We start from the raw sequence: 13,261 nt of genomic DNA on the forward strand, positions 1-13,261 counted from the left end.
GCGGGCGGCATGCTGGGCGCGTGCCGGCGGCCCTGCTCGACCTGATCCTTCCGCCCCGCTGCGCCGGATGCGGCGCGCCGGGCGCCATGGCCTGCCCGTCCTGCACGGCCGGGTTGCTGCGGGAGCCCGCTCCCCGGCCGCCGGATCCGCCGCCCGCGGGCCTGCCGGACTGCTGGTCGGCCACCGTCTACGACGGAGCGGCCCGCCGGATGATCCTCGCGCACAAGGAACGTGGCCGTACGGCCCTGGTGCCGGTCCTGGCCGCCTCGGTGAGCGCCTGTGTGGCCGCGTGGGCGGCGGACGGGGAAGCGGACCGCGAGCTGTGGCTGGTGCCGGTTCCGAGCGCCAGGGCCGCCTCCCGCCGCCGCGGGCACGATCCTGTGCGGAGCCTCGCCGCGGCGGCGGCCCGGGAGCTGGGCCGCCGGGGCCGCCCCGCCGCCCTCGCGCCCCTGCTCCGTCAGGGCCGGCGCGTGGCCGACCAGGCGGGGCTGGGATCGGCGGAGCGGGCCGTCAACCTGTCGGGCGCCTTCGAGGTCGCGCCGGGCGCGGCGGCGCGGCTGCGGCCCTCCGGCCGCCGTCCGGGGGCCGTCGCCGTGGTCCTGGTGGACGACGTCGTGACGACCGGAACGACGCTGGCGGAGGCGGCCAGGGCGCTGCGCGCCACGGGCACGGAGCCGGCCGTGGCGGTGACGATCGCCGCGACACGCCGGAGACGCCGGATTGGTGAATATCACCGACAGTAAAGACTGATGCAAGCCGAGGGTGTCCCGCGGCGGTGCTGCTCTATGCCGGATTTGCGGTGACTTACCTGCTCAGCGCAGGTGTGAATGCCGCGCTGGCGGGGATTCCCAGAACATGACCGCGAATTTTCCATCGGCGAGACGGCAACCGGGATCACGCAAAGTGATCGTTTAGCCGATCTCCTGGCTGACATTCGAGGCGGTAGCGACTAGCGTTCAGACATGGCACCCGTTCGGGTCCGTGGTTGCGCCGGGCCGACTCCATCGCGGAGTCCGGCCTGGCTAGCCGATGCCAGCCGCAGGCGAAACGGCCCACGTAAGGCGACTCTTGGTCGACCGATCACGGTGCGGCTTAGAGGTAAGTCCTGCCCTCCCGGGGGTCCAGATGTCCCCCGTCAGAGGAGAAGGGTAGTAGTGGCGAGTGAGCTGCGAATCTCTCAGCAGGCGGATGTGGGGACGAAGACCAGGTCGGCCGGACGGGTGTCCAAGGAGCGCGTGCACCACCGTCGATGTGCGAAGGGGGGCTTTGCGTGGAAATCATCGTCAAGGGACGGCACACCACTGTAGGTGACCGGTTCCGCGATCAAGTGACGTCCAAGCTGGCCAGGATCCAGAAGCTCAACAACAAGCTCATCCAGATCGACGTTGAGGTCTCGAAAGAGCCCAATCACCGGCAGAGCGGGCAACGTGAACGGGTGGAGTTGACGATCCACTCGCGGGGCCCCGCCATTCGCGCCGAGGCCTGTGCGGACGACCGGTTCTCGGCGCTGGACATCGCCATCGGCAAGCTGGAGGAGCGGCTGAGGCGCCTCGCCGACCGCCGCAAGATCCACCATGGGAAGAACTATCCTCGCTCGGTCGCCTCGTACACCGCGGTGGCGGACGTCCAGGGGGAGATCCAGACCCTCCGGGAGGAACCGGAGCCGACGCCGGTCGCGGAGATCCCGGCGGAGATCGCCGCGGAGCGGGGCGCGACGTCCGAGCCCATCGTGCCCATCGAGATGGACGGCGAAGGACCGCTGATCGTACGCGAGAAGTTCCACAAGGCCGACCCCATGACGATCGACCAGGCGCTCCTGGAGATGGAGCTGGTGGGTCACGACTTCTATCTCTTCCGGGACAAGGAAGGGGGCCAGCCGAGCGTCGTCTACCGCCGGCGTGGCTATGACTACGGAGTCCTCAGGCTCGTCGAGAGCTAGCTTCCGCGAGGCGCCCCGGCCCGGACATCTGGGCCGGGGCTCCGCACATCCGGGCAGAAACCGGGCGGAGAGGGACGGACGGGCGCGACAAGATCCCTAACCACCCTGGCACCCGTGTAATGATGGCGATCCAGCGTCCTTGGCCCCCGCAAGGAGGTTCCGTGACCCGACCCGACGAGGCGGCCCGAGCAGCCGGTCGAAGCGAGCCGATCCGTGTGCTGATCGTGGACGATCACGCGCTGATCCGCCGCAGTCTGGAGCTCGCGCTGGCCGCGGAGGCGGACATCGAGGTGGTAGGCGAGGCGAACGACGGCCAGGAGGCCGTCGAGCTCGCGGACCGGTTGATGCCTGACGTGGTCCTGATGGACGTCCGCATGCCGAGGCTGGACGGCATCGGGGCGACCCGGAAGATCAAGGAGTCGGTGCCGAGCACCCGGATCATCATGCTGACGGTCAGCGACGAGGAGGAGGACCTCTTCGAGGCGATCAAGGCGGGTGCCACCGGATACCTGCTCAAGGACGTCCAGATCGACGAGGTGCCCGACGCCGTGCGCGGCGTCCACGAGGGTCAGTCGCTCATCAACCCCGCCATGGCGGCCAAGTTGATCAGCGAGTTCGCGAACATGAGCCGCAAGGAGGCCGAGCGGCCGCCCCAGCTCCCGGTTCCCCGCCTGACCGACCGGGAGATGGAGGTCCTGCGCCTCGTGGCGAAGGGCATGAACAACCGCGAGATCGCCAAGGACCTGTTCATCTCCGAGAACACGGTGAAGAACCACGTCCGCAACATCCTGGAGAAGCTCCAGCTCCACTCGCGCATGGAAGCCGTGGTCTACGCCGTGCGCGAGCGGCTGCTGGAGATCACCTGAGCGGGGTGACCGCGTCGTCTGTCGTTATGCGCCCACTGTCGGAACAGGTCCTCAGGGGGCACTTGGCGACGGCTTGGCCGGCGGCGCCCCCTCGGGACCACGGGCCACGGCGGCGCGCAACGGGGCCTCCAGGTCCGGGGCGGTGACCCGCTCCACCCGCACGTCGGTGCAGCCGACCCAGCTCGCGGCCTCCCACAGGGCGTCGCTCATCGCCTCCGCGGCCCTCGTGCGGCCGCCGCCCGGCTCGAAGCCGACCTGCCGGGCGACCAGCGTGGCGCCATCGCGGGCCGGGTCGACCCGGCCGATGATCCGCCCGCCCGCGAGCACCGGCATCGCGAAGTAGCCGTGCACCCGCTTGTCCTTCGGGACGTACGCCTCCAGGCGGTGGTTGAGGTCGAACACCCGCTCCGCCCGCGCCCGCTCCCAGATGAGCGAGTCGAACGGCGACAGCGGCGTGGTGCGGTGCCGCCCGCGCGGCTCACTCTCCAGCGCCGCGGGATCGGCCCAGGCGTTCGGCCCGCCCGCGTCCGCGCCGCGCCGTGCGGGCCAGCCCGACACGCGTACGGGCACGAGGCCGGCCGCGCCGCTCAGCAGCGCCTCGTCGAGCATGGCGGCGTGCCCGCCCTTGACGCGGGTGAAGTCGACCAGGTCCGCCCTGGTCGCCACGCCGAGCGACCGCCCGGCGATCGCGGTCAGCCGGGCCACGCACTCCTCGTCGGACAGGTCCTGTGCGAGCAGGTCCGCGGGGACCGCGCGCTCGGCCAGCTCATAGACGCGCCGCCAGCCGACGCGGCGGGTGCAGACGACCTCACCGATGTCGAGCAGGAACTCAATCGCGATCTTGGTGTCCGACCAGTCCCACCACGGGCCCCCGTTCTTGGCGCCGCCGATGTCGGCCGTCGTCAGCGGGCCGTCCGTGCGCACCTGCTCCAGGACCTTGTCGACGACGGGCGGCACCTCGTGCCAGCGGAACCGCCGCTCCCGGTAGGCCCGGCGGCGGAAGGCGTACAGCGGCCACTGCTCGACGGGCAGGATGCAGGCGGCGTGGCACCAGTACTCGAAGGCCCGGGCGGGGTCGTCCCAGTAGGCCCGCTCGACGGCGGGGCGCCCGACCGCCCCCAGGCGCGCGTACGCGACGAGCTCGTGGGAGCGGGCGAGGACGGAGATGGTGTCGAGCTGGACGGCGCCGACGCGCCGCAGCATGGCGGAGACACCGCCGCCGCGCGCCGCGGCGCCGAGGAAGCCCTGGGCCCGGAGGATGATCCTGCGGGCCTCGTCAGCGGTGAGATCGGCGGTCAAGTCGGTCACAGCCACAGATGCTAGACGCCGTGACCGACAAAACGCTTACGGTGGTTCGGATCCGGATCCGGGACGGCCTCAGGAGGTGATGGACCGGTGCTCGAACGGCGAGTGGTGCTCCTGGACCGGAATCTCCCTGGGGGCGTCCACGATCACGTCCGAGAAGATGTCGAACGCGAGCGCGAGGAGCCCGCCGACGGCGCAGATGCCCACGCCGATCCAGACGAAGAGCCAGTTCGGGCCGAGGGTCAGCGCCACGCCCCCGACAGTGAAGCCGATGAGGATGATGGAGACGGCGAGCCAAGATTTGGCGCTACCCGCGTGGCTGCCCTGGTGTCCGCTCTGTGCCATACCCCGTTTTCTACCTGATGGCAGAGGTGGTCGGAACATCGGGGGATCCTTGGGCGCGGTTTTCCCCCTATGAGTTATGCGATTGTGCCGCGGCGCTCCGTCGATTGCAGGTGGGTGTGTCTGGTACTGGAACCGCCTACGATGGCTAGCGGGGAAGTATGTCTCGTCCTCACACCCCGGTGATCGGCCGGGGTAGACCTGCGAGGAGCTTTACTAAAAGTGCCAGCCATTCTCGACAAGATCCTTCGCGCCGGCGAAGGCAAGACTCTGCGGAAGCTCAAGCGCATCGCCGAGCAGGTCAACTCCATCGAAGAGGACTTCACGAGCCTGTCCGACGCCGAGCTCCGCGCACTGACCGACGAGTACAAGCAGCGCCACGCCGAGGGCGAGTCTCTCGACGACCTGCTGCCGGAGGCGTTCGCGACCGTCCGCGAGGCCGCTCGACGAGTCCTCGGGCAGCGCCACTTCGACGTGCAGCTCATGGGTGGCGCCAACCTGCACATGGGCAACATCTCCGAGATGCGCACCGGTGAGGGCAAGACGCTCACCTGTACGCTTCCCGCGTACCTGAACGCCATTTCCGGCAAGGGCGTCCACGTCGTCACGGTCAACGACTACCTGGCCAAGCGCGACGCCGAGACCATGGGCCGCGTCCACCGCTTCCTCGGCCTGGAGGTCGGCGTCATCCTGGCGAACATGTCGCCGGAGGAGCGCCGCAAGCAGTACAACGCCGACATCACGTACGGCACGAACAACGAGTTCGGCTTCGACTACCTCCGCGACAACATGGCGTGGTCGAAGGAGGAGTGCGTCCAGCGCGGCCACAACTTCGCCATCGTGGACGAGGTCGACTCGATCCTGATCGACGAGGCCAGGACTCCGCTCATCATCTCCGGCCCGGGCGAGCAGTCGGGCAAGTGGTACCAGGAGTTCGCCAAGATCGTGCCGAGGCTGCGGCGCGGCACCGAGGGCAAGGACGGCGAGGAGAGCACCGGCGACTACGTCGTCGACGAGAAGAAGCGCACCGTCGGCATCCTCGAGGCGGGCGTGGAGAAGGTCGAGGACTTGCTCGGCATCGACAACCTCTACAAGCCCGAGCACACCCACCTCGTGCAGTTCCTCAACAACGCGCTCAAGGCCAAGGAACTGTTCAAGAAGGACAAGGACTACATCGTCGTCGACGGCGAGGTCCTGATCGTCGACGAGTTCACCGGCCGCGTCCTGCACGGCCGCCGCTACAACGAGGGCATGCACCAGGCCATCGAGGCCAAGGAAAGCGTGAAGATCAAGGACGAGAACCAGACTCTCGCCACGATCACCCTCCAGAACTACTTCCGCCTCTACGAGAAGCTCGCCGGCATGACCGGTACGGCCACCACCGAGGCGAACGAGTTCCACCAGACCTACAAGCTGGGCGTCGTCCCGATCCCGACGAACCGGCCGATGATCCGCAAGGACCAGCCCGACGTCGTCTACAAGAGCGAGGACGCCAAGTTCCAGGCGTGTGTCGAGGACATCAAGGCGCGCTACGAGAAGGGCCAGCCGGTCCTCGTCGGCACCACCAGCGTCGAGAAGTCCGAGAAGCTGTCGCGGATGCTCAAGCGCCAGGGCGTGCCCCATGAGGTGCTGAACGCGAAGAACCACGCCCGTGAGGCCGCGATCGTCGCCGAGGCGGGCCGTAAGGGCGCGGTCACCGTGGCGACCAACATGGCCGGTCGAGGCACCGACATCATGCTCGGCGGCAACCCCGAGTTCCGCGCCGACCTGGAGCTTCAGCAGCGCGGCCTGTCGCCCTCCGAGACTCCGGAGGAGTACGAGAAGGCCTGGCCCGAGGCGCTGGAGAAGGCGAAGGCGGCCGTCAAGGCCGAGCACGAGGAGGTCACCGAGGCCGGCGGCCTCTACGTGCTGGGCACCGAGCGGCACGAGTCGCGGCGCATCGACAACCAGCTCCGCGGTCGTTCCGGCCGTCAGGGCGACCCCGGCGAGTCGCGCTTCTACCTCTCGCTCGAGGACGACCTCATGCGGCTGTTCAACTCGGCCCGGGTCGAGATGATCATGACGCGCCTCAACATTCCGGACGACGTGCCGATCGAGTCGGGCATGGTGTCCAAGGCCATCGCCTCCGCGCAGCACCAGGTCGAGCAGCAGAACTTCGAGATCCGCAAGAACGTCCTGAAGTACGACGAGGTGATGAACCGGCAGCGCACGGTCATCTACGCCGAGCGGCGGCGGGTGCTGGAGGGCGCCGACCTGCACGAGCAGGTCCGCAGCTTCGTCACCGACGTCATCGACGACTACGTCAAGGGCGCCACCGCGGAGGGCTTCGCCGAGGAGTGGGACCTCGAGAAGCTGTGGAAGGCGTTCGGCCAGCTCTACCCGATCTCCTTCACCGTCGACGAGCTCATCGAGCGGATCGGCGGCGACCGGGAGGAGCTGACGGCGGAGCTCATCGCCGAGAAGGTCAAGGAGGACGCGCTCGCGGCCTACGACCGCCGCGAGGAGCAGCTCGGCTCCGAGGCGACGCGCGAGCTGGAGCGCCGGGTCATCCTCTCCGTGCTCGACCGCAAGTGGCGCGAGCACCTCTACGAGATGGACTACCTCCAGGAGGGCATCGGCATGCGCGCCTATGCCCAGAAGGACCCGCTGATCGAGTACCAGCGCGAGGGCTACGAGATGTTCTCCGCGATGCTCGACGGCATCAAGGAGGAGTCGGTCGGCTACCTGTTCAACCTCGAGGTCGAGGTGCAGGCCAACCCGATCGTCGAGGAGAACGCCGAGGACGACACGGCGCTCTCCGAGACCGGCTCGATCATCGCCCGGGCGCTGCGGCAGCCGTCGCGGCCGACGGAGATGGTCTACAGCGCGCCGGGCGAGAGCGGCGACGTGGAGGTCAGCCGGGTGCGGTCGACGCCCGAGCAGCGCGCCGCCTACGGCGACACCGAGCGCAACGCGCCCTGCCCCTGCGGCTCGGGCAAGAAGTACAAGCGCTGCCACGGCGACCCGCGCAACCAGCAGGCGTGACCTGACCTGAGAACGGACCCCGCCGGGCCTGCCCGGCGGGGTCCTTCGCGTCATGGGGCGCCGGTCACGCGGTCTCGAACTCGGTGACCAGCCACTGCACGCCCTGCCGCTCCAGCCGTACGGCGAGCACGTGACTGCGCGGCCCGCAGTGGACGAGCAGGCACATCTCGATCGCGCCGTCGCGGGGGCGCTGCACATGGGGAAGGCCCGTCAGCGGCGGCCGCTCGGCGTCGATCATCTTGCCGGCCCGGACCAGTTCGCGGTAGGCCCGCTCGGTGAGCCGCCCGGCGACGGTCTCCGGGGGCCTGCGGCCTGCCAGGACTTCCGCGAGCGCCTGGCCGAGCCCCCGCAGGCGGCGCTCGTCCGTGGGCGTGCCCGTACGGCGCGGGACCGGGGCCAGGGCGAGCGCGCCGTACGTGCCGGGGCGCGTGATGTGGCCGCCGTCGTCGCGCTCGTCATACGGAGGGTCGGCCGGGGGGACGGACGCGAGCCGTGGCAGGGGGACGGGCTTGGGCATCGGGACTCCGCTCTCGTGCGCCGTGAACCTGACGCCTAATAGAGATTGCGGTCATCCCTCCTGATACAGGGCACGCCAACTTTGCCGAGTGGCGGGCCTTTGTGCCGCCGTTCGTCCGGGAAATCCCCTCGGGTTGGCGTGATCCCCTCGGATTCGCGCAGGGTCTGATCGATGATTAGCGGCATCCGCAACTGCGGGAAACACAACAGGGGCGCCCGGGATCACCGGGCGCCCCTGCTCCCTGAGAGGGGACGTGACGCGTCAGGCGCGAGCGCGCGCCGTGTCGGCGCTCTCCCCGGAGTCCACGTCGGGCTCCGGTTCGCGGCCGGGCGTCATGATGTTCAGCTTCTTGATGAGGAAGCTGAAGACCACGTAGTAGAGGACGAAGTAGACGACGCCGATCAGCATGATCAGCCAGAAGTTGTGCGTGTTGTCCTTCGTCGCGTTCAGGGCGGCGTCGATCGCGCCGGCGGAGAACCCGAAGCCGAGCCGCCCGTCGAGGGCCGCGACCAGGGCCATCGAGACGCCGGTGAGCAGCGCGTGCACCGCGAACAGGATCGGAGCCACGAAGATGAACGCGAACTCGATCGGCTCGGTGATGCCGGTGACGAACGAGATCAGGGCCGTGGAGATCATGATGCTGCCGATGGCGGCGCGGCGGTTCGGCGGGGCGGCCCGCCACATGGCGATCGCGGCGGCCGGCAGGCCGAACATCATGACGGGGAAGAAGCCCGCCATGAACGCGCCGGCGCCGTCCTGACCGGCGAAGTAGCAGTTCAGGTCGCCCGCGGCCTGGGTCGCGCCGACGGTGCACTCCGGCACGGTGAACCAGACGATCGAGTTGACGAAATGGTGCAGGCCGAAGGGGATGAGGCCCCTGTTCACGATCCCGTAGATGCCCGCACCGAGCGTCGAGTGAGTGGCGAGCCAGTCGCCGAAGTTGGTCAGGCCCTGCCCGATCGGCGGCCAGATCAGGCCGAAGACGACGCCGAGGATCAGTCCGGCCAGCGCGGTGAGGATCGGCACGAAGCGGCGGCCGCCGAAGAACGCCAGGTAGGCGGGCAGCTTGGTCCGGTAGTACCGCTGCCAGAGGATGGCCGCGACGAGGCCCATGAGGATGCCGCCGAGCACTCCGGTCGGGTTGGCCGACGCGAGGTTGAGCGCTTCGGCCGGCTTGCCGTCCGCCCCCACGATGGTCTGCGCCACCTTCTTGTGCACCGCCGCGTCCGCGGAGGCGTCGAAGAACATCAGGTGGGTGACCCGGTCCCAGACGAGATAGCCGACCACGGCCGCCAGGGCGGTCGAGCCGTCGGCCCGCCGCGCGAAGCCGACCGCCACGCCGATCGCGAACAGCAGCGGCAGCGCGTCGAACAGGGCGCCGCCCGCGCCGCCGACGACCTGTGCGATCTTGTCGAGCGTCGCGTTGTCCGTACGGCCGAGGAGGTCGTCCTGGCCGATCCGGAGAAGGAGAGCCGCGGCGGGCAGCGCCGCGATCGGGAGCATCAGGGAACGGCCGATACGGGACAGCGCGGTCATCACCGCGTTCTGGTTCGAGGGCGCGGCCGGCAGGCCCGCGTCGGCGGAGGTGGAACTCATCGGGTGTTCCTCCAGGGTGGGGGGACTACTAGAGGCGTCTGGCCGGGGCTCCGAGGAGCGTCCGGAGCTGGTAGCGGTCGGCGCGGTAGGTGGAGACGCCGAGTTCGGCGCAGACCCCGCCGGCGAAGGACCGGCGCTGCAGCAGCAGCACGGCCCCGCCCCGGGGCAGTTTGAGCAGGTCGGCGTCGCTCGGATCGGCGACGCCGCCGTCGATGGTCAGCTCCCCGGCGTCCATGACGAGTCCGTAGCGCGACTCGAGCAGGGCGTACAGGGATCGACCGGTCAGGTCGTAGGTGTCGAGATCGGGCGCGAGCGCGACCGGGATGTGGGCGCGCTCGATGCTCAGCGGTTCCCCGTCCGCCGTGCGCAGCCGCTCGATGAAGTGGACGGCGTCTCCCGGCTGGATGCCGAGCTGCCGTGCGAGGTGGGCACTGGCCCGGACCACCCGCCGGTCCAGGTCACGGGAGCCCGGCTCCATGCCGCGCGCCCGCATGTCGTCGGTGAAGGAGGTGAGTTGGAGTGCCAGCTCGATTTTCGGCCGGGCCACGAACGTGCCCTTGCCGGGGACCCGGTGCAACCGGCCCTCGGACACCAGGTGGTCGACGGCCTGCCGTACCGTCATACGGGACAGGTCGTAACGCTGGCTCAGGTCACGCTCGGAGGGGATCGCCGCGCCGATCGGCAGCTCGTTGCTCTCGATGAGGTCGAGCAGGATCTCCCGCAGCTGGAAATACTTGGGCACCGGGCTGTCCGGATCGATCTGGGCCACTGATCCCTCCCCTCTCGCTCTGGATCGTCCGAATAAGTTAAGGTTCTTACTGGTCTAGTCCGGACTAGACCACAGCCGGGAAATGTGTGTCAATGTATGGGCCGGCGACGGATCGATAACGGACAAATCTCGCCAAGCAAGGGATGATCATCGATGACGACCAGAATGCGCGGTGAGATCGCCGAGCAGCCCGCGGCGATCCGGGCGACGCTGGACGCCCTTCTCCCGAGGACCGGCGATGTCGAGGCGGTCGCGCGCGGCACCCGCCACCTGCTGTTCGTCGCCCGCGGCACCTCGGACAACGCGGCGGTCTACGGCCGCTACCTGATCGAGTCGCGGGCGGGCCGGATGGCCGCGATGGGCGCGCCTTCCGTGGCCACCACCTACCGCCGCAGGCTCGACCTCGACGGGGTGCTGGCCGTGGGCCTGTCCCAGTCCGGCCGTACGGAGGAGATCGTCGAGACCCTCCAGTGGGCGAAGGACTGCGGCGCGAAGACCGTCGCGATCACCAACGGCGGCGAGGAGTCGCCGCTGGCCCAGGCCGCCGACCTCGCGCTGTGCACGCTCGCCGGCGAGGAGAAGGCCGTCCCGGCCACGAAGACCTACACGACCCAGCTCGCGGCGCTGGCCGTGCTCGCGATCGGCCTCGGCGCCGACGTGAACCCCGACGACCTGCGCAGGGTGCCGGACGCGGTGGAGAAGCTGGTCTCCGACCCCGGCGACCTGGACGCCGTGGTCGAGGGCCTGGCCGACAAGCCCGGCGTGGTCGTCTCCGGCCGCGGCCTGGCGTTCTCGACCGCGCTGGAGCTGGCGCTCAAGCTCAAGGAGGCGTGCTACCTGCACGCCATGGGCCTGTCGTACGCCGATCTGCTGCACGGACCGATCGCGGTCGTGGACGCCGAGACCCCGGCGATCCTGGTGGCGGCGGGGCAGGGCCCGACACTGGCGGGCACGGTCGCGCTGGCCGAGAGGGTCACCGGCGCGGGCGCCGCCGCCTTCGGCGTCGGGGGCGGCGAACGGCTCGCCGGCGCCTCGACCGCCGCACTGAACGGTCCGGACCTGCCCGAGTGGGTGGCTCCGTTGGGACTCATCGTCCCCGGGCAGTTGCTCACCGAAGCGCTCGCGCGCAGGCTCGGAATCGACCCCGATTCCCCCCGCGGTCTGAAAAAGGTCACCCAGACCGACTGAACAACAGGAGGATCCCCCATGGCTGCAGACGCCGAGGCGATCATCGCCGGGCTCGGTGGCGCCGACAACATCATCGAGGTGGAGCCGTGCATCACCCGGCTGCGCACCGAGGTGCACGACGCCTCCAAGGTGGACCAGGCCGCGCTCAAGGCGGCCGGCGCCCACGGAGTGATGGCGGCGGGCAACGTCGTCCAGGTCGTGGTGGGCCCCGAGGCCGACACCATCGCCAGCGACATCGAGGACATCATCGGCTGACTCGGGAGGTCACGGCAGGTCCGCCGCTGTTCGGCGGACCTATCGGTGACGCCTGCCCGGTCCCAGGGAAGGGCGCTTCATTGACGACTGTTCTCGCCCCGGTCGCGGGGGCGGCCATCGGCCTGGCCGCCGTGCCGGATCCGGTGTTCTCCCAGGCGATGGTCGGTCCGGGGACCGCGATCGACCCCGTACGCGGGCCCGTCGAGGCCGTGGCCCCGATCAGCGGCACCATCGTGAAGCTGCACCCCCACGCGTACGTCGTTGTGGGGGACGACGGCAGGGGCGTGCTGGTGCATCTCGGCATCGACACCGTGCAGCTCAAGGGCGAGGGCTTCCGCCTGCTCGCGGCCGAGGGGGACCGCGTCGGCGCGGGACAGCCCGTCGTGGCCTGGAACCCCGCCGCCATCGAGGCCGGCGGCCGCTCGCCGGTCTGTCCGGTGGTGGCGCTCGACGCGCCGGCGGACGCGGTGGGGAAGGTCGCCGAGGGCGGCGTCGACGCGGGCGACGCGCTGTTCGAGTGGTCGTGATGCGCCGGTGATGGAGGCCGCGCTCTTCGACCTCGACGGTACTTTGATCAACACGGAGATCCGCAGCCTGGCTCTGTGGCGGATGCTCCTGGACAACCACGGGATCGTCTACGACGAGACGCTGCTGCGGCGGGTCATGGGCCGCCGCGGGGTGGACGTCGTTCCCGAGGTGCTGCCCGGTACGGATCCGGAGGTCGTGCTGGAGGAGATCCGCTCCTACTACGACCATCCGGACCTGCCCGACATCGTGCCGGTCCCGGGGGCGGCCGCGCTGGTGTCCCGGGTCGCGGAGCAGGGGGCTCCGCTGGCCCTGGTCACCTCGGCCCAGCGATGGTGGGCGGTGGAACGGCTCACCGACATCGGCGTCGTGGAGGTGGTACGGACCATCGTCTCCGCCGAGGACGTGAGCGTGGGTAAGCCCGACCCGTCCGGATACCTCCTGGCGGCCGACCTGCTCCAGGTGGACCCGGCGAAGTGCGTGGTGTTCGAGGACTCGCTCGCCGGGATCGCGGCGGCCCGGGCGGCGGGTATGACCTGCGTTGCGGTGGCCACCACCCATCATCCGGATGAACTGTCGCACGCGGATCTGGTAATCCCCGATATGTCGGGTATTGACTGGCCCTTGACGGAACTACCGGCGGTCTAGACCACCGCCACAGGAGGAGGAAACGTGGCCGAACGCACAGTCAGCGTCACGTCCGAGGTCGGTCTGCACGCCCGGCCGGCGGCGACGTTCGTGCAGACCGCGGCGAAGGTGCCCTTCGACGTCACCATCGCGAAGGCGGGCGGCGCGCCGGTGAGCGCGAAGAGCATCCTGTCGGTTCTGGCGCTCGACGTACGGCAGGGGGAGTCGATCGTCATCAGCGCGGAGGGCGAGGGAGCCGAGGAGCTGCTCGACGAGCTCGCCCAGATCGCCTCGGCCTCCTGACGACG

The 13,261-nt window shown here is 69.8% G+C and carries 14 protein-coding genes; 9 read left to right on the forward strand and 5 right to left on the reverse strand.

All coding sequences use genetic code 11. The features are described 5' to 3' along the window. The first annotated feature begins 20 nt into the window (after window positions 1-20). From AB0J39_RS02190 to AB0J39_RS02200, 3 genes are all read left to right on the forward strand, one after another. On the forward strand, window positions 21-743 hold the full coding sequence (locus AB0J39_RS02190) for a phosphoribosyltransferase family protein (protein WP_363460891.1): 723 nt from the start codon (window positions 21-23) through the stop codon (window positions 741-743). 527 nt (window positions 744-1,270) lie between these two features. Further along, window positions 1,271-1,939: a ribosome-associated translation inhibitor RaiA gene (gene raiA / locus AB0J39_RS02195; RefSeq protein ID WP_363460893.1), complete on the forward strand. Its 669-nt coding sequence runs from the start codon at window positions 1,271-1,273 to the stop codon at window positions 1,937-1,939. Between the two features lie 161 nt (window positions 1,940-2,100). Next, window positions 2,101-2,805: a response regulator transcription factor gene (locus AB0J39_RS02200; protein ID WP_169982836.1), complete on the forward strand. Its 705-nt coding sequence runs from the start codon at window positions 2,101-2,103 to the stop codon at window positions 2,803-2,805. 51 nt (window positions 2,806-2,856) lie between these two features. Here the strand turns inward: AB0J39_RS02200 and AB0J39_RS02205 are convergent, their stop codons facing one another. Together AB0J39_RS02205 and AB0J39_RS02210 are read right to left on the reverse strand one after the other, a co-directional pair. Further along, entirely contained in the window at window positions 2,857-4,113 is a 1,257-nt protein-coding gene (locus AB0J39_RS02205; RefSeq protein ID WP_363460896.1) for a crosslink repair DNA glycosylase YcaQ family protein, read from the reverse strand. 69 nt (window positions 4,114-4,182) lie between these two features. Beyond that, window positions 4,183-4,455, reverse strand: a complete 273-nt coding sequence (locus tag AB0J39_RS02210; RefSeq protein WP_363460898.1) for an HGxxPAAW family protein — start codon at window positions 4,453-4,455, stop codon at window positions 4,183-4,185. A gap of 219 nt (window positions 4,456-4,674) precedes the next feature. On the opposite strand from AB0J39_RS02210, the gene secA reads away from it, so the two are divergent. Beyond that, complete coding sequence (gene secA, locus AB0J39_RS02215; RefSeq protein WP_363460900.1) at window positions 4,675-7,476, forward strand: preprotein translocase subunit SecA; 2,802 nt, start codon at window positions 4,675-4,677, stop codon at window positions 7,474-7,476. 64 nt (window positions 7,477-7,540) lie between these two features. Here secA and AB0J39_RS02220 read toward each other — a convergent pair whose 3' ends face one another. The 3 genes from AB0J39_RS02220 to AB0J39_RS02230 all read right to left on the reverse strand — a co-directional run bounded on the left by AB0J39_RS02220 (window position 7,541) and on the right by AB0J39_RS02230 (window position 10,358). Next, the gene (locus AB0J39_RS02220) at window positions 7,541-7,993 is read right to left on the reverse strand and encodes an Rv3235 family protein (protein WP_363460902.1); all 453 of its coding nucleotides are present in this window, start codon (window positions 7,991-7,993) and stop codon (window positions 7,541-7,543) included. Window positions 7,994-8,254: 261 nt separating this feature from the next. Continuing rightward, window positions 8,255-9,589: a PTS transporter subunit EIIC gene (locus tag AB0J39_RS02225; protein ID WP_363460904.1), complete on the reverse strand. Its 1,335-nt coding sequence runs from the start codon at window positions 9,587-9,589 to the stop codon at window positions 8,255-8,257. Between the two features lie 28 nt (window positions 9,590-9,617). Beyond that, window positions 9,618-10,358: a GntR family transcriptional regulator gene (locus AB0J39_RS02230; protein WP_363460906.1), complete on the reverse strand. Its 741-nt coding sequence runs from the start codon at window positions 10,356-10,358 to the stop codon at window positions 9,618-9,620. Between the two features lie 153 nt (window positions 10,359-10,511). Between AB0J39_RS02230 and AB0J39_RS02235 the strand changes: the two genes are divergently transcribed. From AB0J39_RS02235 to AB0J39_RS02255, 5 genes are all read left to right on the forward strand, one after another. Further along, window positions 10,512-11,546, forward strand: a complete 1,035-nt coding sequence (locus AB0J39_RS02235) for an SIS domain-containing protein (RefSeq protein ID WP_363460908.1) — start codon at window positions 10,512-10,514, stop codon at window positions 11,544-11,546. Between the two features lie 18 nt (window positions 11,547-11,564). Next, window positions 11,565-11,801 carry a PTS glucose/sucrose transporter subunit IIB gene (locus AB0J39_RS02240; RefSeq protein WP_030509331.1) on the forward strand — a complete coding sequence of 79 codons (237 nt, stop codon included), beginning with the start codon at window positions 11,565-11,567 and terminating at the stop codon, window positions 11,799-11,801. A gap of 80 nt (window positions 11,802-11,881) precedes the next feature. Further along, entirely contained in the window at window positions 11,882-12,328 is a 447-nt protein-coding gene (locus AB0J39_RS02245) for a PTS glucose transporter subunit IIA (RefSeq protein WP_363460910.1), read from the forward strand. A 10-nt stretch (window positions 12,329-12,338) separates the two neighbouring features. Next, entirely contained in the window at window positions 12,339-12,974 is a 636-nt protein-coding gene (locus AB0J39_RS02250) for an HAD-IA family hydrolase (protein ID WP_363460912.1), read from the forward strand. Between the two features lie 24 nt (window positions 12,975-12,998). Next, window positions 12,999-13,256 carry an HPr family phosphocarrier protein gene (locus AB0J39_RS02255; protein WP_363460914.1) on the forward strand — a complete coding sequence of 86 codons (258 nt, stop codon included), beginning with the start codon at window positions 12,999-13,001 and terminating at the stop codon, window positions 13,254-13,256. Window positions 13,257-13,261: the final 5 nt, after the last annotated feature.

Origin of the sequence: Microbispora sp. NPDC049633 (assembly GCF_040675265.1) — a bacterium.
Classification (GTDB): domain Bacteria; phylum Actinomycetota; class Actinomycetes; order Streptosporangiales; family Streptosporangiaceae; genus Microbispora; species Microbispora maris.